At 70.9% G+C, this 22,158-nt stretch carries 20 protein-coding genes and 2 tRNA genes; 7 read left to right on the top strand and 15 right to left on the bottom strand.

Features of this window, described 5'->3' with window-relative positions:
- The first annotated feature begins 125 nt into the window (after positions 1-125).
- Complete coding sequence (locus tag ACIBVL_RS27970; RefSeq protein WP_399101253.1) at positions 126-1,778, top strand: hypothetical protein; 1,653 nt, start codon at positions 126-128, stop codon at positions 1,776-1,778.
- An 82-nt stretch (positions 1,779-1,860) separates the two neighbouring features.
- Here the strand turns inward: ACIBVL_RS27970 and ACIBVL_RS27965 are convergent, their stop codons facing one another.
- Positions 1,861-2,421 carry an HIT family protein gene (locus ACIBVL_RS27965; protein ID WP_399101035.1) on the bottom strand — a complete coding sequence of 187 codons (561 nt, stop codon included), beginning with the start codon at positions 2,419-2,421 and terminating at the stop codon, positions 1,861-1,863.
- Between the two features lie 67 nt (positions 2,422-2,488).
- Here ACIBVL_RS27965 and ACIBVL_RS27960 point away from each other — a divergent pair, with 67 nt between their 5' ends.
- Positions 2,489-3,145: a potassium channel family protein gene (locus ACIBVL_RS27960; RefSeq protein ID WP_399101033.1), complete on the top strand. Its 657-nt coding sequence runs from the start codon at positions 2,489-2,491 to the stop codon at positions 3,143-3,145.
- A gap of 31 nt (positions 3,146-3,176) precedes the next feature.
- On the opposite strand, the gene thrS is transcribed toward ACIBVL_RS27960, so the two are convergent.
- The 3 genes from thrS to ACIBVL_RS27945 all read right to left on the bottom strand — a co-directional run bounded on the left by thrS (position 3,177) and on the right by ACIBVL_RS27945 (position 7,033).
- The gene (gene thrS, locus ACIBVL_RS27955) at positions 3,177-5,153 is read right to left on the bottom strand and encodes a threonine--tRNA ligase (protein ID WP_399101031.1); all 1,977 of its coding nucleotides are present in this window, start codon (positions 5,151-5,153) and stop codon (positions 3,177-3,179) included.
- A 90-nt stretch (positions 5,154-5,243) separates the two neighbouring features.
- Complete coding sequence (locus ACIBVL_RS27950) at positions 5,244-6,470, bottom strand: hypothetical protein (RefSeq protein WP_399101029.1); 1,227 nt, start codon at positions 6,468-6,470, stop codon at positions 5,244-5,246.
- Entirely contained in the window at positions 6,467-7,033 is a 567-nt protein-coding gene (locus ACIBVL_RS27945; protein WP_399101026.1) for a DUF4365 domain-containing protein, read from the bottom strand. The genes ACIBVL_RS27950 and ACIBVL_RS27945 overlap by 4 nt, the downstream gene beginning before the upstream one ends.
- 215 nt (positions 7,034-7,248) lie before the next feature.
- On the opposite strand from ACIBVL_RS27945, the gene ACIBVL_RS27940 reads away from it, so the two are divergent.
- Complete coding sequence (locus ACIBVL_RS27940) at positions 7,249-7,974, top strand: 3'-5' exonuclease (protein WP_399101024.1); 726 nt, start codon at positions 7,249-7,251, stop codon at positions 7,972-7,974.
- 69 nt (positions 7,975-8,043) lie between these two features.
- Here the strand turns inward: ACIBVL_RS27940 and ACIBVL_RS27935 are convergent.
- Together ACIBVL_RS27935 and ACIBVL_RS27930 are read right to left on the bottom strand one after the other, a co-directional pair.
- A tRNA-Val gene (locus ACIBVL_RS27935) sits at positions 8,044-8,115 on the bottom strand.
- A gap of 39 nt (positions 8,116-8,154) precedes the next feature.
- Positions 8,155-8,601: an SRPBCC family protein gene (locus tag ACIBVL_RS27930; RefSeq protein ID WP_399101023.1), complete on the bottom strand. Its 447-nt coding sequence runs from the start codon at positions 8,599-8,601 to the stop codon at positions 8,155-8,157.
- Positions 8,602-8,702: 101 nt separating this feature from the next.
- On the opposite strand from ACIBVL_RS27930, the gene ACIBVL_RS27925 reads away from it, so the two are divergent.
- Entirely contained in the window at positions 8,703-11,012 is a 2,310-nt protein-coding gene (locus tag ACIBVL_RS27925; RefSeq protein WP_399101021.1) for an SCO7613 C-terminal domain-containing membrane protein, read from the top strand.
- 27 nt (positions 11,013-11,039) lie between these two features.
- Here the strand turns inward: ACIBVL_RS27925 and ACIBVL_RS27920 are convergent, their stop codons facing one another.
- From ACIBVL_RS27920 to ACIBVL_RS27890, 7 genes are all read right to left on the bottom strand, one after another.
- Positions 11,040-13,778 (bottom strand): Tat pathway signal sequence domain protein, encoded by a 2,739-nt coding sequence (locus ACIBVL_RS27920; protein WP_399101019.1) that lies wholly within the window; start codon positions 13,776-13,778, stop codon positions 11,040-11,042.
- 91 nt (positions 13,779-13,869) lie between these two features.
- On the bottom strand, positions 13,870-14,475 hold the full coding sequence (locus ACIBVL_RS27915) for a hypothetical protein (protein ID WP_399101017.1): 606 nt from the start codon (positions 14,473-14,475) through the stop codon (positions 13,870-13,872).
- A 12-nt stretch (positions 14,476-14,487) separates the two neighbouring features.
- Positions 14,488-15,387 (bottom strand): carbohydrate ABC transporter permease, encoded by a 900-nt coding sequence (locus ACIBVL_RS27910; RefSeq protein ID WP_399101015.1) that lies wholly within the window; start codon positions 15,385-15,387, stop codon positions 14,488-14,490.
- Positions 15,384-16,340: a carbohydrate ABC transporter permease gene (locus tag ACIBVL_RS27905; RefSeq protein WP_399101013.1), complete on the bottom strand. Its 957-nt coding sequence runs from the start codon at positions 16,338-16,340 to the stop codon at positions 15,384-15,386. Before ACIBVL_RS27905 ends, ACIBVL_RS27910 begins: the two co-directional genes overlap by 4 nt.
- Before the next feature lie 27 nt (positions 16,341-16,367).
- A complete protein-coding gene (locus ACIBVL_RS27900) occupies positions 16,368-17,654 on the bottom strand; it encodes an ABC transporter substrate-binding protein (protein WP_399101011.1) in 1,287 nt (428 codons plus the stop codon).
- Between the two features lie 495 nt (positions 17,655-18,149).
- Positions 18,150-18,221, bottom strand: a tRNA-Val gene (locus tag ACIBVL_RS27895).
- 99 nt (positions 18,222-18,320) lie between these two features.
- Entirely contained in the window at positions 18,321-18,782 is a 462-nt protein-coding gene (locus tag ACIBVL_RS27890; RefSeq protein WP_399101009.1) for a TIGR02611 family protein, read from the bottom strand.
- A 191-nt stretch (positions 18,783-18,973) separates the two neighbouring features.
- Here ACIBVL_RS27890 and ACIBVL_RS27885 point away from each other — a divergent pair, with 191 nt between their 5' ends.
- Together ACIBVL_RS27885 and ACIBVL_RS27880 are read left to right on the top strand one after the other, a co-directional pair.
- Positions 18,974-19,387 carry an SsgA family sporulation/cell division regulator gene (locus tag ACIBVL_RS27885; RefSeq protein ID WP_004002642.1) on the top strand — a complete coding sequence of 138 codons (414 nt, stop codon included), beginning with the start codon at positions 18,974-18,976 and terminating at the stop codon, positions 19,385-19,387.
- A gap of 242 nt (positions 19,388-19,629) precedes the next feature.
- A complete protein-coding gene (locus ACIBVL_RS27880) occupies positions 19,630-20,190 on the top strand; it encodes a CGNR zinc finger domain-containing protein (protein WP_399101007.1) in 561 nt (186 codons plus the stop codon).
- A 405-nt stretch (positions 20,191-20,595) separates the two neighbouring features.
- On the opposite strand, the gene ACIBVL_RS27875 is transcribed toward ACIBVL_RS27880, so the two are convergent.
- Positions 20,596-20,748: a hypothetical protein gene (locus ACIBVL_RS27875; protein ID WP_399101005.1), complete on the bottom strand. Its 153-nt coding sequence runs from the start codon at positions 20,746-20,748 to the stop codon at positions 20,596-20,598.
- 174 nt (positions 20,749-20,922) lie between these two features.
- Positions 20,923-21,369 carry a hypothetical protein gene (locus ACIBVL_RS27870; RefSeq protein WP_399101003.1) on the bottom strand — a complete coding sequence of 149 codons (447 nt, stop codon included), beginning with the start codon at positions 21,367-21,369 and terminating at the stop codon, positions 20,923-20,925.
- Between the two features lie 238 nt (positions 21,370-21,607).
- On the opposite strand from ACIBVL_RS27870, the gene ACIBVL_RS27865 reads away from it, so the two are divergent.
- Positions 21,608-22,156 (top strand): DsbA family protein, encoded by a 549-nt coding sequence (locus ACIBVL_RS27865; protein ID WP_399101001.1) that lies wholly within the window; start codon positions 21,608-21,610, stop codon positions 22,154-22,156.
- Positions 22,157-22,158: the final 2 nt, after the last annotated feature.

Here is a 22,158-nt window from a genome sequence, read left to right as displayed (position 1 = left end):
CGGCTTCGGCCGTCCGCCGACGGATGTCAGTGGCTGGGGATACGCTGATGACCTGATCAACAGGTGTGCGGAGTACGGAAGTCGGGAAGGCCGCAGGAGCGAGAGTGGCGGCGAGTGGGGGCGGAATGACCGTGGAGGACTTCTTCGGGCCACAGGTGCCGCGGACGGGCGGCTCGGGGGGTGCGCCGACGTTCGCGCTGGCTTCGGCGGCGTACCGGGACACCCCGATGGAGGAAATCAAGAAGGCCGACAACGAATGGCACCAGTCGACGGTGAAGGAGGGCCGCAGCTGGGCGAAGATCTTCCGGCCCAACTTCGGTGAGGCGTACTCCCAGGCCGTGATCGACCGCATGCTGGGCGTCGGCCGCGATCCGCTCATCCAGTCCTTCGGCAGCGAGCCTCAGGTGGTCGTCGAGCACTGTCTCGCGGCCAACCGCATCCGGCGGCAGCGCGACCAGAAGCTGACCGGCCTGATGCTGCTGTGCGGGGTGCTCTTCCTGCCGGGTCTGCTGGTCTGGCTGCTCGTCTTCCAGCTCCGGGCCACCATGGGGAAGCTGGACAGCAGGCGGGTCTCCGGACTCGGCACCGGCCTGCTGGTCGCCGTGGGCGCCCTCGCCGTGATCTTCGTGGTCCGGATGCCGTTCACCGGCATCTGGGGGTGGTACGCGCGGGGATGCGTCGTGGCCCCGGTGGCCGGCTGGTTCCTGGCCAAGCGGGTGTGCGAGGGCACCGCGACGGACCTGCGCGAGCGCTGGGACAGCCTGCTGTCCGGCGGCAGCGTCGGCGCCAAGGTCCCCGAGGCGGTGCCGACCAGCCCCGACCAGGCGGCGGCCGAGCAGCTGCGCCAGTCCCTGGCCCGGCTCAGTGCCGAGCAGCAGTCCAACTCCGTCTTCTACGCCGGCCCCAAGGGCATCCTCGGCATGGGCACCCGCTGGGGCGCCTGGCACCTCGCCGAGGAACTGACGCCGCTCGACCCGGTCAAGGGCGTCCACGAGTTCCGCAGCTGGACGGTCGTCCGGGCGATCCACGACGAGCTGAGCCTGCTGCACCGGCAGAGCCTGAAGACCGGAGGCTTCCCTCAGCCGTCGGTACGGCACTGGGTCGTCACGCATGTGGGCGCGGGCGCCAAGGCGGTCTCCAGGCCCGAGGGGACCGACGTCGAGGCCTACCAGGTCAAGCCGAGGGCCGTGGAGGACATCTGCAACAACCAGCAGTTCGACAGCGGCGACCGGCACTACCTGGGCGTGCAGTGGCCGCATCTGTGGAACGGCAATCTGATCATCACCATGATGATCACCGTGACCGTGCTGAAGGAGACCCTGCGCATCGAGGTCACCGGGCACGCCCTGGGCCCGGTCAACGGCCTGTTCAGCACCAAGCCGGAGGCCCCCAGCAAGGAGGTCGCCAAGACCGTCCGCTTCTGGGAGACCCGGACGGTCAAGCTTCCGCTGGTCACCCCCGACGAGGTGGTCCGGCTGGCGGCCCGGGCCACGATCAGCTGGTACCCGCCGCTGCTGAAGTGGCTCGGCGGCTCCATAGGCCTGCCGGAGCCCTTCGGTCTGCGGCACGCGTGGGCCGACCAGCCGTGGAGCCACCGCTTCATGGCCGACGACGCGTTGCGCGCGGCCACCCCGGTACTGCGGGCGGTGCACAGGGCCGCGCTGAGGGTGCTCAAGGAGCACGACGTGGACACCGAGAAGTTCAGCTCACGTGCCGCGGCCCTCAGCGGGGGCGTCCAGGAGGTCTCCCCGAAGAAGGCCGACACCTACGACGCGTAGGCCTCCGGCGGGGGGCCGTGGTGCCGTTCAGGCCGAAGGGGGCCTGAACGGCCTCGTCCTCGGACGCCGGACGGGCTGGTGATCAGGCCGCCGGCCAGGCTTCCGCCAGCATCTTTCTCGTGTCCGCCAGCAGCTGCGGCAGCACGCGTGTGTGGCCGACCACCGGCATGAAGTTCGTGTCGCCGCCCCAGCGGGGCACGATGTGCTGGTGGAGGTGGGCGGCGATGCCGGCGCCGGCCACGGTTCCCTGGTTCATGCCGATGTTGAAGCCGTGCGCGCCGGACGCGGTGCGCAGGGCCGTCATCGCCTGCTTGGTCAGCTCGGCCAGCTCGACGGTCTCGGGGCCGGTCAGATCGGTGTAGTCGGCGACGTGCCGGTAGGGGACGGTCATCAGGTGGCCGCCGTTGTACGGGTAGAGGTTGAGCACCGCGTACACGTGCTCGCCCCGCTTGACGACCAGCCCGTCCTCGTCGGACTTCGCCGGGATCGAGCAGAACGGGCAACCGTCGTCGGCACCCGGGCCGGTCGGCTTGTTCTCGCCCTGGATGTAGGCCATCCGGTGGGGCGTCCACAGGCGCTGGAACGCGTCCTGCGTCCCCACTCCGATCTGCTGCTCCGGCTCACTCGTCATGCAAGGCAGCATATGGCTTCGCCCGTTCGCGGCGTGTCGCCGGGGCTGCGGGAAAACCCCCGCGGGCCAAGCTGGGCCGATGGACGAAGTCAGCCCTCAGGTCCGCTGGGAGCAGCGCACGGAGCTCCCCCTCGCCCTCGCCTCCCTGGTGTTCCTCGCCGGGTACGCCGTCCTGGTCCTCGCCCAGGATCTGCCGTCCGTCTGGCGCGACCTGTGCGCGGCCGTGATGGCCGCGGCGTGGGCCCTGTTCGCCGTCGACTACGGGGCCCGCTGGCGGCTCAGCGGACAGGGGCCGCGCTTCGTGCGTACGCACAAGCTGGACACCGTGGTCGTGCTGCTGCCCCTGCTGCGTCCACTGCGGGTCGTCAAGGTGTACGAGGCCGTACAGCGCCGGCGCGGGCAGCCCCGGCTGTCGCTGCACGCGCGTGTGATCGCGTACGCGGGGGTGACGACCGTGCTCCTCGGCTTCGCGTGCGCACTCGCCGTCTACGACCGGGAGCGCGGCGCGCCGGGCACCGACATGCACACGTTCGGAGACGCGCTCTGGTGGGCGGCCTCGACGCTCACCACGGTCGGCTACGGCGACGTCGTGCCGGTCACTACCGGCGGCCGGCTGATCGCGGTCGCACTGATGGCGTGCGGGCTGGCGCTGCTGGGCGCGGTCACGGGGTCGTTCTCGTCGTGGCTGATCCAGGTGTTCTCGCGCGAGGGCGACGAAAGGCCCTCGGGAAACTAGCTTCCCGAGGGCCCGACGCGGAACCGGTGGATCAGACCTGCGCCCGCTCCTCGACGACCTTCGCGATCTTCGCGAGGGCCTCGTCGAACGGGATGCCGTTCTCCTGCGAGCCGTCGCGGTAGCGGAAGGACACCGAGCCGTTCGACATGTCCTCGTCGCCCGCGATGACCATGAAGGGCACCTTCTGCTTCTGGGCGTTGCGGATCTTCTTCTGCATGCGGTCGGAGGACGAGTCGACCTCGACGCGCAGCCCCTGCTTCCTGGCGGCGGCGGCGAACTTCTCCAGGTACTCGACGTGCCCGTCGCCGATCGGGATGCCGATCGCCTGGACCGGGGCCAGCCAGGCCGGGAAGGCGCCCGCGTAGTGCTCCAGGAGCACCGCGAAGAACCGCTCGATGGAGCCGAACAGGGCGCGGTGGATCATGACGGGGCGCTGTTTGGCGCCGTCCGGGCCGGTGTACTCCAGGTCGAAGCGCTCCGGCAGGTTGAAGTCGAGCTGGATGGTCGACATCTGCCAGGTGCGGCCGATGGCGTCCTTGGTCTGGACGGAGATCTTCGGCCCGTAGAAGGCGGCGCCGCCCGGGTCGGGGACGAGCGGGAGGCCCTGCTTCTCGGCGACCTGGCGGAGCGTCTCCGTGGCCTCCTCCCAGACCTCGTCGGAGCCGACGAACTTCTCCGGGTCCTTGGTGGAGAGCTCCAGGTAGAAGTCGGTCAGGCCGTAGTCGCGCAGCAGGCCGAGGACGAAGGTGAGCGTCTTGTCGAGCTCCTCCGACATCTGCTCACGGGTGCAGTAGATGTGCGCGTCGTCCTGCGTGAAGCCACGCGCGCGCGTGAGGCCGTGCACGACGCCGGACTTCTCGTACCGGTACACGGTCCCGAACTCGAAGAGGCGCAGCGGCAGTTCGCGGTAGGAGCGGCCGCGCGCGTCGAAGATCAGGTTGTGCATCGGGCAGTTCATGGGCTTGAGGTAGTAGTCCACGCCCTCGTCGAGCTGCATGGGCGGGTACATGCCGTCGGCGTACCAGTCCAGGTGGCCCGAGGTCTCGAAGAGCTTCCCCTTCGTCGCGTGCGGGGTGTAGACGAACTCGTAGCCCTCCTCCTCGTGCCGGCGGCGCGAGTAGTCCTCCATGACCCGGCGGACGATGCCGCCCTTGGGGTGGAAGACCGCGAGGCCGGAGCCGATCTGCTCGGGGATGGAGAACAGGTCGAGCTCGGAGCCCAGCTTGCGGTGGTCGCGCTTCTCGGCCTCGGCGAGGAAGTCGAGGTACGCCTTCAGCTCGTCCCTGGACGGCCAGGCGGTGCCGTAGATGCGCTGGAGCATGGGGTTCTTCTCGCTGCCGCGCCAGTAGGCGGCCGCGTTGCGCATCAGCTTGAAGGCCGGGATGAGGCGGGTGGAGGGCAGGTGGGGACCGCGGCAGAGGTCCTTCCAGCACAGCTCACCGGTCTTGGCGTCGAGGTTGTCGTAGATCGTCAGCTCGCCGGCGCCGACCTCGACGTCGGCACCGTCGTCGCTCGAAGCCGAGCCCTTGAGGCCGATCAGCTCCAGCTTGTACGGCTCGGAGGCGAGCTCCTCGCGGGCGGCCTCGTCGGTCACCACGCGACGCGAGAACCGCTGTCCGCGCTTCTGGATCTCCTGCATCTTCTTCTCGATGGCCTTGAGATCCTCGGGCGTGAACGGCTTCTCGACGTCGAAGTCGTAGTAGAAGCCGTCCTTGACCGGCGGGCCGATGCCCAGCTTGGCCTCGGGGAAGATCTCCTGCACGGCCTGGGCCATCACGTGCGCGGTGGAGTGGCGCAGGATGTTGAGGCCGTCCTCGGAGGAGAGCTCGACGCCCTCGACCTCCTCGCCGTCGGAGAGCACGTACGACAGGTCCCTGAGCTCGCCGCCCACGCGCGCGGCGATGATCGAGCGCTCGCCGGCGAAGAGGTCGGCGGCCGTAGTGCCCGTCGTCACCGTGCGCTCTTCCCGCTCGGAATCGCGTTGGATGATCACACGGACGTCTGACACCGGTCTCTCCTGACTGCAGGTGGGTGCGGCGCCATACCGGGAGCGCGCGCAATAGGGGATCGTACCGACCCGCACCCGCCGACCGCGAAATCAGTCCCCGTCGTACTCTCCGCCGCAGGCCTCCTCGAAGAAGTCGAGACCTTCCTGCAGGGACTTCATCAGCCGGTCCCGTTCGGCGTCGTCGACCTGTACGGGTACGACTCCGCAGGCGCCGGTGATCCGCCGGAAGCCGCCCCTGCTCTCCAGCCGCCCCTGCACCCGCACCGGCAGCCCGACCAGATGGGCCTGCCCGGCGATGCGGTAGTCCTCCTCGTCGAGGGTGAGCCGGACGTGCGGGATCTCGGCGCCGGCCAGTACCCGCAGCCGTACGCTGCCCTCGCCACGCGGACCGGACCTGCGCAGCCGGACCACCGTGCCGGTGATCCGCACGGACACCGCGGGCTCCTCGCGCAGATAGCGGGCGCCGGCCTCGCGCAGCACGGGCAGGTCGCCGGGCGAGAACTCGACGGGCTCGGCGGTGGCGGCGCAGTCCTCGGGCACTCCTGGCGCGGGGGCCCACTCCACGGCGACGCGGGCCCCCTCCGTGCCGCGGACCAGGGCGATCAGCGCGTCGGTGAGCTCGCGGCTCGCGCCGGCCTCCACGGCGCCGTCGAAGGCGTCCATGCCGCCGGTGGCCCGCTGGTAGTCGATGGCCTCACGGACCGCGTACAGGGCCTGGTGGAGGCGTACGGCGAGGGCGCGGGCGGAGGCGGCCGGCACGAACGCGGTGAGGCTGCGGCCACCTGCCCCGGAGCCGACCAGGACCTGGTCGAGCATCGCGGTGGCCGCACGGCGGTGCCGGGCGCCGTAGTAGCCGGCCCGCCCGCGGGTGGCGAGCGCGCCGGCGAGGAGCATCTGGCGGGCGGCGCCGCGCAGCTGTTCGTCGGCCGTCCAGGGCGCGGCCCCGGCGGGCCCCTCGGGGGTGTCCCGCCACCAGCGGATCTCGTCGCTCGGCACGGCGAGCCCGACCAGCACCTCGCGCGCGGAGGGCGAGCCGCTGCGGGCCAGGGCCTGGAGCGCCTCGCCGAGCAGGTCGTCGCTGTCGGGGAAGGCCCGGCTCTCGGGCACGAGCAGGCTCGTGGCGCCCGCGCCGGGCCCCGGTGGGGTCCAGCGGCCGTAGCGTCCGACGGCGCCGCCGCGCCGCTGCCAGCCGTGCCGGCGCAGCAGGGCGCCGAGGACGGCCGGGTCGACCTCGCCGGGTTCGGGGGTCCGGTCCCAGTGGGGGTCGGGGTGCGGACGTACGGCCCTCAGGGGCTCGTCGAGGGAGCGGTGCGTCATGGTCTGCCTCCCGTCCCGACCCGCGTCATGATCTCGCACAGCGCCCGGTCGTCGAAGATGCGTGAGGTCGGTATCCGCACGGTGGTCCGGGTCCGCCCGGTGATCGGGTGGCCGGCGAGATTGACCCAGTAGCAGCAGTGCCGCAGGTCGAGTCGGTCGTGGCCGGCACGCAGCCACTGGTCCTGGGAGCGGGGGACGATCATCACGACCAGGATCTTGTGCACCGACACCGGGGTGCGGGCGAGCTTGCGCAGGTGGTCGTTGTCGAGCGTGAAGGAGAAGAACCGGCCCGGGGGGTCGGGCGGGATCTGGTAGGTGGCCTTGAGCTGCACCTTGATGGTGACCTCGTCGTCCACCGTGTGGCCGGGCGCGCTGTGGCTGACGTGCCAGTCGATGCCGTTGTCCGGGAACGGCTGGGACAGCGAGCAGCCGGCCGCCGCCGCGACCGCGTGCAAGTAGCCCACCTGCAGTGTCTCCATGCAGGCGGTGGTGGCGAGCGTGCCGCGATGGGGGCCCGTCTGTTCGGGCAGCAGCCCGCCCCGCTCGGGCTGCGCTATCGCCATGACCAACTGCCTTCCGCGCAAGGTGAGATGTCCGCGACCGGGCCGAGTGACATCCGAATGAAACGCCGAGTGAAATCCCGCCTCGGGCCGCTGAACTGCAAAGACCCGTACTCCTGTTGTGTCCTTCCGGCGTACGGCGCAAACAGCCCGGGTATCACCAAACGGGCAGAAGACGGGGCGTCAGCTGCCGTGGGTGAACGAGGGGTTGTGTAGGTATGACGTACTGGTACGAGGGCCCGCTGGCCGCTTTCGACACGGAGACGACGGGCGTCGACGTGGAGGCCGACCGGATAGTGTCGGCCGCCCTCGTCGTCCAGGACGCTCCGGGGGTACGGCCGCGGGTGAGCCGCTGGCTGGTGAACCCGGGCGTGCCGGTGCCCGCCGAGGCGACGGCGGTGCACGGGCTGACGGACGATCATCTGCAGCGCAACGGCCGCTGGCCGGCACCGGTGATGTTCGAGATAGCCGAGCTGCTGGCCGAACAGGCGGCGGCGGGGCGGCCGTTGGTGGTGATGAACGCGCCGTTCGACCTGACGCTGCTCGACCGTGAGCTGCGCCGGCACCGGGCCTCGTCACTGGGCCACTGGCTGGAGCCGGCGCCGCTGCGGGTGCTGGACCCGCGGGTACTGGACAAGCAGCTGGACCGCTACCGCAAGGGGCGGCGCACGCTCACGGACCTGTGCGCGCACTACGGCGTGTCCCTGTCCGAGGCGCATGACGCGGCCGCGGACGCGCTGGCCGCGCTGGAGGTCGTCCGCGCGCTGGGCCGCCGCTTCACGGCCCGCCTGGAGCGCCTGTCCCCCGCCGAGCTGCACGCCCTCCAGACGGCCTGGCACGCGGCCCAGGCCCGGGGTCTGCAGGCCTGGTTCGCGCGCAGCGGCTCCCCGGAGACGGTGGACACCTCCTGGCCGGTACGCCCGGAGCTGCCGGCGGCGGCTTAGAGCCCCTTCGGAGCTCTTGGGGAGGACACAAAAGAACCGGCCCGCGTGCTGCGGACCGGTTCTTCCCGGTGGGCGATACTGGGTTCGAACCAGTGACCTCTTCGGTGTGAACGAAGCGCTCTCCCACTGAGCTAATCGCCCGGGAACGCACTGAACAATACAGGTCCCCGCACGCTTCCTTCAAACCGCTTGCAGGTACGCCGCCAGGCCGCGCCGTCCGGATCGCATCATCAGCCGGTGGTTGGCGCGGAACAGCGGCCGCCCCGGCACGGCGAACCGCCTGAGCAGCGGCTTGTTCGCGTCGACGACCTGTTCGTAGCGGGCGAGGGTGCCGGGCCCGGCGGCGGTGACCGTCCAGCGGGCCCAGCCCTCGATGTCGCCGGACATGGCGATCTCCAGGACTCCGGCCGCCGGATCGCGGCGCGTCTCGCGCGCGGTGAACGTGATGTCGTACGGCAGCAGCGAGCGGATGCGGACGACGCCGGTGGTGCCGTCGGCACGGTTCACCTCGCGCACCTGGCGCCACCAGCGCGGATAGTCCTCCACCCGCTCCAGCGCGGCGTACACGGCGGCGGGCGGCCCGGGCAGGGCCCACCGGCTGAGGAAGCGGTAACGGGTCCAGTCCATGGGCGGAGTGTGCCCGCGCGAGGGGCGGTCGCACCGCTGTTGAGTACGTTCTGAGTACCCGCACTCATGGCATACGACGTGACCTGGGCCACACTCCAGCCATGACGCACATTCCGCCCCCGGCCGAGGAGTTGCGGTTCCTCGACGCCGAGCTGCGCCAACTGGACGCCCGCCGGGCCCAGTTGCTGGCCCGCCGCGCCTGGCTGGTCACCACGCTCCAGCCGATACGGCCGCTGCCCCCGACTCCGCCGGCCGCGCCCCGGCCTGAGGCCACCGCGCCCAGCGTGCAGAACGTCCTGCTTCTGCTGGGCGGCATCCTGCTCACCGTGGCCGCGATGGTGTTCACCCTGGTGAGCTGGGGGCACCTGGGCCTCACCGGCCGGTCCCTGGTGCTGGGCGCGGTCACGCTGGCCGTACTCGGCGCGCCCGTGGCGCTGCTGCGGCGCGGGCTGCTCTCGACCGCCGAGTCGGTCGCGGGCCTCGGCCTCGCCCTCACCGCGCTGGACGCGTACGCCCTGCACGAGACGGCGTTCACGGCGGCGGACGGCGTGACCTACGCGGCGGTCGCGTCGACGGTGCTGGCGGCGCTCTGGACGACGTACGGCACGGCACTCACGGCGCTGCGCCTCCCCCGCCCCGCCGCCCTGCTGGTCGCCCGGTTCCCGCTGCCGCTCTGGGCGGTCGCGGCCGGTGGGGGGCCGTACGCGATCACGACGGCCGCGCTGCTCACGGCGGCGCTCGACGTGGTGGTCGCGCTGCGGGTGGCCGCGCGGCCGGTCCGGCTCGTCGCCGTGGTCTGCGCGTTCGGCACGGGCGGCTGCGGCGTCCTGGCGGCCGGTCTGCTCTCCCTGGACGCGGCCGGTCCGGGCGACGCCGTCCGCGCGGCGGCGCTGCTCTCCCTCGCTGCGGCGGTGGCTCTGGGCGGCGCGTGGTTCGCTTCCCGGCCGGGTCTCGCGGTGGGGACGGCGGTGGTGGGCGGCCTGTCCCTGGTCGCCGGTGTCGGTGGCGTCCTACGGGTGTCGCTTCCCGCCGACTGGACCGTGCCGGCGTATGTGGCCTGCGGGATCGCCCTGTCGGCCGTCGTGCGCGGCTCGGAGCCGGTGCGCCGGGGTCTCACCCGGGCTTCCGCCGCCGTGCAGGCCTGCGCCGTGCTGTGGGCGGTGCCTGCCGTGGGCGTCACACTGCTGGGACCGACGATCTGGGCGGGCCGCGCCTGGTCGGGGGCGCCGTCGGATGCCCGTACGGCGGCGGCGCTCGACCCGTTCTGGCCGCCGCACTCGGTCACGGCTCCGCTGGTGCTCGCCGCGGTGGCCGTGGTCCTCGCGGTCCGCGGTACCGAGTGGCGCCCGCACGCCCTGCCCCTGGCGTGGGCGGCGGTGATCGTGCTCCCGACGGCGCTGGAACTGCCGTACGCCGTGGGCCTGTCGGTGCACGGGCTCGTGGTGCTGGCGCTCCTGGGGTTCGCCTCGCGGAGCGCGACGGGGCTGGCCCTGGCGACCTCGCTGAGCCTCGCCTTCCTCTCCCTGGCCGCCGAGCCGGCGACGCTCGCCGTCCTCACCTCGCTGACCGTGCTCTTCGCGGTGGCCGCCCGGCGCGGGCGTTCCGCTCCGCTGTCGGCGGCCGCCTCGCTCGGATACGCCACGGCGCTGGCGTGCGCCGTCGGCGCCTCGGCCGGTCGGCCACCGGAGCAGGTCGCGCTGCTGGTGCTGGTGGTCCCGGCGGCCGCTGCCCTGCTCGCGCCCCGCGTCTCCGACGCCGCCACCACGGTCGCGGTGGAGACGACGGGAGCGGTCGCGGGCCTGCTCGCCATCGCGCTGGCGCTCCCCGATCCGCCGCTGCTGGCCCTGTCCCTGTCCCTGTGCGCGGTGATCGCCGCGGGCACGGCCGTACGTCCCGACCGCCGCGCCGTCGGGTACGCGGCCGCCCTCCTCTTCGTGCTGGCCGCCTGGGTGCGGCTGGCGGCCTGGCACGTGGGGCTCCCCGAGGCCTACACGCTGCCGGTGACCGTCCCGGCGCTGCTCGTCGGCGCCCTGCGACGGCGTCGTGACCCGCGTGCCTCGTCCTGGACGGCGTACGGCCCGGGGCTCGCCGCCACGCTCCTGCCGAGCCTGGCCGCCGCCTGGGGCGACCAGGAGTGGACCCGCCCCCTGCTGCTGGGCGCGGCGGCGCTGCTGCTCACCCTGCTGGGCGCCCGGCACCGTCTGCGGGCACCGCTGGTGCTGGGCGGCTCGGTGCTGGTCCTGGACGCGCTGCACGAACTCGCCCCGTATCTCGTCCGGATGGCCGACGCACTCCCCCGCTGGGTGCCTCCCGCCCTCGCCGGACTGCTGCTGCTCGCACTCGGGGCGACGTACGAGCGGCGGCTGCGGGACGTCCGGAAGGTGCGGGAGGTCCTGGGGAGGATGAACTAGGGCGTGGCACCAGCCCCGTCTGAGGGCCTAGGACGGCATCCGGTCGCCGAGGAGGGCCAGGTTCTCGATGGCGGCGAGGCCGTAGAGGGCGGTGTCGTTGGTGGACACCCAGGCGGCCTCGCTGCCCGCGACCAGGGTGGCGGGGCCGCTCAGCGGCTCCGTCTTCCACGGCGAGGACTCCAGGTAGCCGTCGGAGCTGTAGAACTTCGTCCACGCCCGCTTGGCGAGCGTCTCGTCGCCGGTCTGTACGGCGGCGTAGGCGTCGAGGCGGGAGTGGCCCTGGAAGAGCAGCAGGCTGCCGAAGTTGCTGCCGTAGCGTGCCGCCTGTTCCGCCTTGGTGGCGTTGAAGTAGCGGCAGTAGTCCAGGTAGGCCTCCTTGAACTTCGGCATGTCGACCAGGTGGATGAGCTCGGCGCACAGCTCGTTGAGACCGAAGACGGCGGACAGGTGGGAGACGCCGACGACCGGGGTCGTGGCGACGGCGAACCTGCCGGTGTCGAGGTCGTACAGGCCGCTGCCCTGCACGAAGCCGTTGGGCTGGGCGGCGATGGTCTCCATCGTCGACAGCACGCGCGCCCTGGCCTTCTCCCACTTGGGGCCCTTGCGCTCCCACTCCGTCAGCCACGCCGACACCAGCCCGCTCCAGTCGGTGCCGAACCCGATCGACAGGGCGTGCCGGTCGGGCGTGTACGGCTCGGTGCGGATCTTGCGCAGCGGGTCCAGGGCGAGGAACGTCTCGTCGGAGTCGACGTTGGCGTGCATGAGGTCGCCGACGCGTTCGTCCGCCGTGAGGAAGTAGTAGTAGCGGCGGTAGGTGGTGTTGGCGATGCGCTGCTGCTTGGCACTGTCCGCGTAGTGCTGCACACCGTGCCGTGTGCCCAGGCCCGCCCACTGGCCGATGTGGTAGACGTCGACCTCGCCGGTGTGCCGGGTCATCGCCTCGGCGAAGCGGAAGATGTCCGCGCGGCCGGAGCGGATGTAGGCGAACCAGAGCCAGAGGTCCGGCGACAGCTCGGAGTTGTCCCAGGCGTAGCCGCCGATGTCGTACCGCCACTGGTGCCGGACGGTGTCGTAGGTGTGCATGATGTCGCCGTAGTCCCAGAAGCCGTACCAGCGGCGCTGCTCCACCTGGTCCCGGTAGTAGGTGAAGAGGAAGTCGAGGTGGTCCTCGATCTTCGCCTTGGCGGCGGTGGAGCGGTCCGGCTCGGAGTAGAGGCCGGGGCCGAAGACCTTCGCCTTGATGAGCTGCTTGGGCGGTGCGGCGAGCTGCGGCAGCACCCGGACGGCCTCGACCTGCCGGGCGAGCTCGGCGGGGGCGGGCGTCGACTCGTTGGCCCAGAAGAGGAGTTCGGAGGTACGGGCGATCCCGTAGGGGGTGCCGAAGCCGGGCTCGTAGTCCTCGTAGGTGATGTTGAGGCCCTCGAGCTGCTCGGGATAGGTGTCCTGGCCCATGCCGTCGTGGTAGAAGCGCAGGTCCATGGGCTGTGCCTCGGGTGACCAGAGCCACAGGGTGACGGTCGCCTCGTCGGTGTGGGCGTTCCGGATGTCGAGCTGGGAGGGGTGCTTCTCCCAGAAGTCCCTGAGGCCGAAGGAGAATCCGCCGCTCACCCCGCCGACGTACCCGAAGCCGGAGGCCCGCCTGCCGCCGCCGGCGCCGATCCAGCCGTGCCCCTTCTTGGTGCGCTTGCGGAGCGTGAAGCCGTCGGCGGAGAGCTGGGAGAGGGTGTAGTCGCCCCATTCGGGGATGTACTGGAGGCGGGTGGTGACCCGCTGGTCCCAGGTGGACGGGTCGGGCAGCTTCTCGCCCGCGTACTGGGCGGCCTGGACCGCCGCACCCGGGTCGCGGCGCAGTCCGGTGATGCCCCTGACGGCCTCGCGCAGCAGACCGGTGCCCTCGCCGCCGATGCGGATGTGCCGGTCGTAGGCCGCGTCGCGCATCGGGACCGTGAAGCGCACGCCGAGACCGCGGATGAAGTCGCCGCCGGCCTTGCCCGGCTCCTGGGTCCCGTCGTACGTGATCGTGTGGACCATCCGGAAGGAGTCGGCACCCGCGTAGAAGTAGAGCCGGATGGAGAACGGCATCCAGCTGCGGCTGCTCCTGCGGTGCTTGCCGTCGATGCGGACGACCGCGCGGACCGGGCCCTCCTGCTCGACGGTGACGTCACCGATGGCGCCTTCGAAGCGCTCGGTCCTGACCGTGCCCTGGTCCTCGTCCTCGATCTCGGGCTGGCGGATCAGGACCAGGCGGCCGTTCTTGGCGATCTCGGTGGAGCCGCGCCTGACGGACTTGATCAGCGTGGCACCGTCCTTGCCGATCTTGACCGTGATCACACCGGTGGAGACGTCGATGGTGCCGCCGCGCTTGTCGACGCTGACCTTCTTGGCGGGGGCGGCGGGTGTGCCGGCGGCCAGGGTCAGCTTCCCCTTCCCCGAACTGACCGCGTGGGCGGTCCATTTCAGCGAGCCGTCCGGCCAGTACGCGATCGGCCAGGACTGTACGGGCACGTCCTTGCCGTCGGCGTCCGTCAGCGCGAAGGTCTGGTCCTCCTGGTAGGCGCCCATCGGCCAGGGCACGCCGAGTGTGGAGCCGGGGGCGGCGCCGAGGCCGCCGTCCTCCAGCCAGTCCAGGATCACCGGATCCGCGTCCGCCGCCTCGGCTCCGGGCGCGGCCTCGGCGTCCTTCGCCCCTAGCGCCCAGGAGAACTGTGCGGCGGCTCCGGCGACGGCGGCCGCCTTGAGGAGGGACCTGCGGGGGATGGGAGACATGAGATGCAGCCTTTCCGTGCGGGGTCTGGTCAGGGGCATGACAGAGTGAGGTGCGGCGCGCAGGGCGCCGACCTGAAGGGGGCGGGACGGCTCAGCGGTCCCGGTGGCGCTCCTCCACGGCGACGGCGGCCGCCGCGACGGCCCCAAGCATGGGGACCGCGAGCGGCGCGACCACCCAGCCGGACAGGGCCACCACGGCCAGCCCGGCGATGAGCAGGAACGATCCGGCGGGATCGAGCACGGTACGGCGGCCCGCCCGCGCGAGCAGGGCGCGCCAGGACTCCCCCGGCGTCCACACCGCGGCCGCCCGCAGCCCGGCGACCGCGAGACCGATCAGCGCGAACAGTCCTACGGCCCCGACGAACGGCCCGCCCGGGATGCCGGCGCGCGCGGCCTGGACGTCCACCCAGACCGCTGCCACCGCCGCCCACCCGGCGAGCCCGGCGAGCCACCCGCCGCGCACGGCGGAGCGGAAGTCGGCGACGAACTCCCGCCATCCCCCGCCCTCGTGGGCCGTACGGCGGCGCAGATGCCGGGCCCCGGCGGCGAAGGCGGCCGGATACGTGACCACCCCCACCGAGGCCACCGCGATCCACACGCCCGTGAGCAGACACTCGGCGAACACCCCGAAGCGCTCGGCGAGCGGGGATTCCCCGCGCTCCTTGCGGCCACGGGCTTTGACGCGTGCTTCGGCCATGGAGGAACCGCCTCAGCCCTTCAGTCCGGAGGTCGCCATTCCGTCGATGAGGTACCGCTGGAAGGCGAGGAAGAACAGCAGCACCGGCAGCAGCGCGACCAGCGACATCGCGATCAGTCCGCCGTAGTTGGCGGCCACGCCGTCGGAGTCGCGGAACATCGTCAGGCCCAGCGAGACGGTGTACTTGCCGGGCTCGTTGAGGTAGATCAGCGGGCCCATGAAGTCGTTCCAGGCGTTGATGAAGGTGAAGATCGCGCTGGTGATGAGCGCCGGCCGGCACAGTGGCAGCACGATCGACCAGTAGATCCGCAGGTGCCCGCAGCCGTCGATACGGGCGGCCTCGTCCAGCTCCCGGGGCAGGTTGCGCATGAACTGCACCATGAGGAAGACGAAGAAGGCCTCCGTGGCGAGGTACTTGCCGAGGAGCAGCGGCACGTAGGTGTTGATGAGCTCCATCTTCTGGAACATCACGTACTGCGGGATGAGCAGCACGTGGTACGGCAACAGCAGGGTGCCGATCATCAGCGAGAACATCAGGTTGCGGCCCGCGAACCTGATCTTGGCGAAGGCGTACGCGGTCAGCGAGCAGGAGATCAGGATGCCGAGGACCGAGCCGAAGGCGTAGAAGAGGGAGTTCTGGAAGAACGTCCAGATCGAGATGTCCGCTATGCCGTCGGCGAGGCCCGTGAAGTTGTCGAGGATCGGGCTGGCCGGGAACAGGTCCAGCCCGTTGATGATGTTCTTGCTCGGCTTGAACGAGGCACCGACGACCCACAGGACCGGGTAGAGCACGACCGCGAGGACCAGCAGGGAGCCGAGGTGCCAGGCGAGCGAGCCGGCGCGTCTGCGGCCGAGGCCGCCGACCGGCTTGCGCGTGGCGGTGGACGTGGTGGCGGTGGACGTGGCACTCATCGGGCGTCCTCCTCGTAGTGCACCCACTTCTTCTGCGACCAGAAGAGGACGGCGGTCACCAGGGCCACGGCCAGCAGCAGCATCCAGGCCATCGCGGAGGCGAAGCCCATCTGCGCGTTCTTGAAGCCCTGCTGGTACAGGTAACAGGTGTAGACGAGCGTGGCGTCGGCCGGGCCGCAGTAGGTGTTGGAGACGACGTAGGCCGAGCCGAAGATCTGGAAGGAGTGGATGGTCTCCAGCAGAACGTTGAAGAACAGCACCGGGGAAATCATCGGCAGGGTGATGTTCCAGAACCGGCGGAAAGGTCCCGCGCCGTCCATCGCGGCCGCCTCGTACAGCTCTTTCGGCACCTGCTTGAGCCCGGCCAGGAAGATGACCATGGGCGCGCCGAACTGCCAGACGGTGAGCGCGACCAGGCAGTAGAGGATCCAGTCGGGATTGCCGACCCAGCCGCCGATATGGACACCGAAGACCGACAGCGTACGGTCGACGACGGCGTCGTCGGAGAACAGGGAGCGCCAGACGAAGGCGACCGAGACGCTCGCGCCGATCAGCGAGGGGGCGTAGAAGGCGGCCCGGTAGAAGGCCTGGCCGCGCCGGCTCTGGGCGAGCAGCATGGCGACGCCGAGCGCGAGCAGCAGCTTCAGCGGGGTGCCGATGACGACGTACTTCGCTGTGACCTCGACCGACTTCTGCCAGCGGGGATCGTCGAACATCTTCGTGAAGTTGCCGAAGCCGATCCACTTGGGGCTGTTGAAGAGGTTGTAGTCGGTGAAGGCGAAGTACAGCGAGGCGATCATGGGGCCCGCGGTCAGCAGCACGAAGCCCGCGATCCACGGGGACATGAAGAGGTAGCCGGCGAGGTTGTCCCGGCGGCCCCGCCGCCTTTCGGCGGAGGGGGCTGCGGAGCGGGCCTTGCGGGCGGCGGGCGGAGATTCCTTGACGAGCGTCACAGTTGGTTCCCCATCAGGCATCAGGCATCAGGCCTGGAAAGCGGCCTCGGACTCGTCGAAGAACTGCTTCACCGCGTCGGAGACCTTCACCTTGCCCAGGCTCATGTCACCGCCGATGCGCAGGAACGCGGCCTCGACGGTGTCGGCGCCGGACGGGTGCGGCGTGATCGTGCCGAGGATGCCGGCCTTTGCGGTGTCCTCCTCGTACTGGGCGATCTCCTTGGCGACCGCGTCGGTCGGCTTGAACGCCTCGTACTGCTCGGTGGTGGCCAGGATGCCCCGGTCGTAGCCCATGATCTTGCCGACCTCGGCGTCATGGACCATGAAGTCGATGAACTGGGCGACCTCCTTGGGGTGGGAGGTGCGCGCGGAGGCGCTGAGCATCAGGGAGGCCAGGTACTGGCCGGTGTCCTTGCCGTCCATGGTCGGGATCGGGGCGAGGCCGTACTCGCTGTCTCCCTCGGCGGTGTAGCGGACGGTGAAGTTGTCCCAGGTGAACTCGGAGGCCGCGTGACCCGCCGAGAGGGAGGACTTGGGGCGGTCCTGGGCGACGATCTTCGGGTCGGTGATGACACCGGCCTTGGTGAGGTTGTAGCCGTCCTGCCACCACTCCGTCAGATCGGCCTTGTCGAAGCCGAGCCCGTCCTTGGTGAAGAACGCCTTGCCGTTCTGACGGAGGTACAGGTCGTAGAGGTACATGATGCTGAAGTAGCCGGTGTCCCCCGGGACCTTGGTCTTGTCGTAGATCGTCTTGAGGGCCTTGAAGTAGTCGTCCCAGGTCCAGCCCGGGGTCGCCTCGACGCCCGCCTTCGCGAAGGCCTTCTTGTCGATGACCAGCGCCATGGTGTTGGAGCCGACAGGGACGCCCAGCTGCTTGCCGTCGACCTCGCCGACCTTGGTGACGCCCGCGCGGAAGTTGTCGAGGCTCAGATTGCCCGCGTCCACCTGGGACTTGAGGTCGAGGAGAATGCCTCTCTTGTCGTACTTCCGAAGATATGCGACGGCGTTCTGGAATACGTCCGGCGGATTTCCGCCGGCTGCCTGCGTCTGGAACTTCTCCCAGAATGCGACGTAGTCCTGGAAGTCCGTCTTCACCTTGATCTTCGGGTACTTCTTCTCGAAGAGCGCGATGCTCTGATTGATCCTTTTCGCCCGCTCCTCCGCTCCCCACCAGGCGTAACGGATCGTCACCGTCCCGTCGCCGGAACCACTGTTGCCACCACATCCCGTGGTGGCGGCCAGCCCGAGCGTGGCCGCCGTCGCTCCGGCCGCCTTCAGGATCGTTCGCCTCTCAACATTCCTGTTGGTTCCCACAGTCGGGCCCTCCCAGCAGCATCGTCGCCGCTTGCATGAATCGTTTCAAGAAAGCGCTTGCTGGCACAAGGTACGAGGGGGCTGAGGGAGCGTCAATGATTCGGACAGGAATTTCTTGTGAGGCGGCACCGGGGCGGAGGGAGGGCGGGGCGGCGGCAGGACGCGACTGGTGCGGCGAAGGCCCAGGTGAGGGGCGCCTGTTCGGATTCCCGAACAGGAGGAGGGTGCGGGGCGGAGCGACTGAAATCCGGCCTGCGAGAGGGGAGTTTGCGGGACGGGTGGGGTGGACAGCCGTACCGGTGAGGCGAGTTGACGGTGCGGTGCCGCAAGGCGACGCGGGACCGTCCGCCGGTGAGCGGCGGGGCGCCGGCATGGTGACTGCGCACCGTCACCCCGAACAGTCCCCGATGATCACGACGAAGCCACGAGGGGGGCCGGTGGACGCAAACGACGGTGGCCCGTCCGCTCTGTCGCGGACGGGCCACCGTTCCGGGGTGGGCGATACTGGGTTCGAACCAGTGACCTCTTCGGTGTGAACGAAGCGCTCTCCCACTGAGCTAATCGCCCGGACGCAGGAAGAACATTACCCCATGTCAGGGGGTGCTTGTGACCAGAACCGACGCCTCCTTCGCCGCCGCCGGAGCGCAGCCGGAGAGCGGTCCGAGATCACTGGTCCTTGATTTTCCAGGGCATCTCGAAGCCGAACTTCCACAGGTAGACACCGACCAGGACTCCGATGATCACCAGGCCGACCGAGGTGAGGATGATGTTGCGGCGACGCACCTTGGGGTCGAGGGCGCGCGCGGCCGCCTCGGTGACCTTGCGCTTGGTCCAGCGCAGCACCAGCTGGGCCCAGACGAACTCGGTCGCCCAGATCGCCATGCCGCCGAAGATCACGACCCAGCCGGGGCCGGGCAGCGGCAGCATGACGATGCCGGCGGCCACCACGGCCAGGCCGATGACGAAGACGCCGACCTGCCAGCTGAGGTGCAGGGCCCGGCGCGCCTTGATGAAGTCGGGGGCCCTGGAGCCCAGACCCTGCTTCTGCGGCTCGTCCGCCGCCCCGTCGGCCTTCGTCCCGTCCGCCGCCACGGCCGCCTCGCCAGGCTCGTCACTCCCCGTATTCATACAGCCAGACCCTACCCGAGAGATTCATGTCACCGGAATGGTGGTACTTCGCGAACATGCTCTCGGCCGGAAGAGTTACGTAAACACACGCAAAACACGCAGAGGGGTTTACAACGGCACCGTAGGTGGCATGTCGATTTCGCCGACGTGCGAATCCCCGAGCGCACACTGAGCGAAAGGCCCTGGCGCTTATGAACACCACGGTCAGCTGCGAGCTGCACCTGCGCCTCGTTGTGTCGAGCGAGTCCTCCCTGCCTGTCCCCGCAGGCCTGCGGTACGACACGGCCGACCCCTACGCCGTGCACGCCACCTTCCACACCGGAGCCGAGGAAACCGTCGAGTGGGTGTTCGCCCGCGACCTCCTCGCCGAGGGCCTGCACCGGCCCACGGGTACCGGCGACGTCCGCGTCTGGCCGTCGCGCAGCCACGGTCAGGGCGTCGTCTGCATCGCCCTGAGTTCTCCCGAGGGCGAGGCCCTGCTGGAGGCCCCAGCGCGGGCCCTGGAGTCCTTCCTGAAGCGGACGGACGCGGCCGTGCCTCCCGGCACGGAACACCGGCACTTCGATCTCGACCAAGAGCTCTCGCACATCCTGGCGGAAAGCTAGGGCGAGGCTCACCACCGAGCCGCCCGGCGCCGTCCACTCGGGGAGACGGCTCGGGCCATGACCACCGCACAGGGAGCGCGCCGACGCCGCGCCACGGTCCGCCGTGGCGCGGCGTCGGCGCGCGTGCGGGGCGCTTCGGGGGAGCTCGGCGTCCGCGGCCCCGTGGCTTCCGGGCCCGGGGCGGCTACCATCGGCCAGCATCGGCGGGCGCCCGCCCGACCCCCCAGGCCAGGGAGCAGAACGTGCTGATCACCCACGACACCCGGTGTGCGCTCGATGCCGTGGTGGATCTGGTGAACACCGCAGCGGAGGACGAGACGACCCCGGACACGCTGTCGGATGTCGCCGCCCTCGCGGAGTTCGTACGAAAGCACGAGATCAGTGACGTCGGGGTGCTCTCCGAGTTCGACCTGTCCGCGGTGCGCAAGATCCGTGGGCGGTTCGCGGGGATCTTCGCGGCGCGGGACGCCCGGACCGCCGCCGGGCTGATCAACGAGCTGGTCGCCGCCGCGGGCACCACACCCCGGCTCACGGACCACGACGGCTACGACTGGCATGTGCACTACTTCGCACCGGGTGCGTCGGTCGCGGACCATCTGGCGGCCGACTGCGGGATGGCGCTGGCCTTCTTCGTGGTGGCCGGGGAGCAGGAGCGGCTGCGGCGCTGCGAGGCCCCGGACTGCCGACGCGCCTTCGTCGACCTCTCCCGCAACCGGTCCCGCCGGTACTGTGACAGCCGCACCTGCGGCAACCGCCTCCATGTGGCCGCCTACCGCGCCCGCCGCAAGGAGGCGGCGGGCTGAGGGCCGCGAGGCAGGGGTGAGGTGAGCCATCCGACGGCCGCAGGCCGAGAACGACGGCCGGGCAGGCCGCACCGGCCGAGGGCGACGAGCCGGGCAGGCCGCACCGGCCGAGGGCGACGGACCGGGCAAAGCCGCACCGGCTGAGGGCACGAGCCGGGCGCCGACGGCCGAACGTCTGTGACCGGCCGCGGACGGCTGACACGACCCGATCCATCGGGGCCGGGCGACTGACCCGACCCGAGCGACCGGGACCGGGCGACACGCGCGACGACGGCGGCGTTCCGCCTGCGATGCACCGGCTGACGGCTACGGCACGGCTGGGAACCCACGCGGCGGCGAGGCCGGTGGGTGGGGCTCGATGCCGACGCGGCCCCGGCGGGTGGCGCCGGGGACCGCGGGTACGGCTCACAGCAGCAGCAGATCATGCAGCGAAGCCATGAGCAGCAGACACCCGATCACCGCCAGGAAGATCATCAGCGGTGGCTGGGAAAGGGCGAAAAGGCATCCGCGCGGCTCGTCCTGCGGCGGCGCGGTGTCGCCTTGTTCCGTGTCCAGCATCTCGCGGGCGATGATGACGCAGGCCAGGCACCTTGCGCGATCCACACGCCCGGAATGAGCGGGTGTTCGCCGTATTCCGCGACGACCGTTTCAAGCCGTGATCGTTTCCGCGCGGGGACGGGCCGACTGTGTCGTTTCACCCCTGAGGCACGGGTCGACAAGCCCTCCGCGGGTTCATATGCCGTGCTTCTTGAGGATGGCCTCGATGTCGCTGAAGTCGTCTGTGCCGCCCGTGGAGCGCGGGGCGGAGGCGGGGCGGGGCGCCGCCTGACCCAGGGAGGGTGCCGTGGCGGAGGGAGCCACGGCGTCGGCCTGTGCGGAGCGAGCCGCCGCCTTGCGCTCCTTGCGGGTGGCGCGGGTGCCACCCCGGCGGCGCTCCACGGCACGGGTGATCGCGAACAGCCCCCAGGCGCCGCCGAGCAAGGCGAAGCCGGCCCAGGCGGTCGGACTGAAGGCGGTGTCGGCGAGCCACTCGACGACACCGGTCATCACCAGCCCGAGAGGTACGAGCGCGTAGGCCGCTGTCCGGGCGGCCGCCAGGAAACGCTTGCGGTAGGCCGTGACCGCGGCAATGCCCAGGCCGGCCGCGGCGGCGGCGGAACAGACGGTCTCGGCAATCATCCGGACCTCCAGGCAGGCAGTCTCGGGCGGGGACGGATCGACTCGACGCCCACCTGCGGGCGCTTCGTCCCTTCCATCCTGCACCTCGCCACCACTGTCCGGCCATCGTCCGGCCGGACATCAGGGACATCTCCGGGTCGGCTCCTCCACAGGTGCCGGTCGGTGCCGAGCGCAGTCGTACGGGAGACGCAGGCCGCCCGGATTGGGGTGGCCGGGCGCGGGCTGGGAGACTGGCCGCATGAGCGACTCCTCCTCGGCATCCGCCGCCGCGTCCGCCCCGGCATCCGCCCGTCCCGCCGTCGTCCTGGACGTCTGGTGCGAGCTGCAGTGCCCGGACTGCCGCAGCGCCCTGGACGACCTGCGTGCCCTGCGCGAGCGCTACGGCGACCGGCTGGAGCTGCGGCTGCGGCACTTCCCGCTGGAGAAGCACCAGCACGCCTTCGCCGCCGCGCAGGCCGCCGAGGAGGCTTTCGAGCAGGGAAAGGGCTGGCCGTACGTCGAGGCCGTGCTGGGCCGGGTCGAGGAGCTGAACCGTGCGGGAGAACCCTTCCTGGTCGAGATCGCCGGTGAACTCGGGCTCGACGCAGAGGAGTTCGACACCGCGCTGATCGACGGCCGGCACATCCTGATCGTGGACGCCGACCAGGCCGAGGGCAAGGCGGTCGGTGTCACCGGCACCCCGACGTACGTCATCGGCGGCGAGCGCCTCGACGGCGGCAAGAGCCAGGCGGGGCTGCGCGAGCGGATCGAGGAGATCGCGGACCGGCTGCTGGCCGAACTGGGCTGAAA

Origin of the sequence: Streptomyces sp. NPDC049687, from assembly GCF_044465285.1 — a bacterium.
GTDB lineage: Bacteria > Actinomycetota > Actinomycetes > Streptomycetales > Streptomycetaceae > Streptomyces.
Note: the sequence above shows the minus strand (reverse complement) of the source record. Positions and strands in the feature narration are given on the sequence as shown.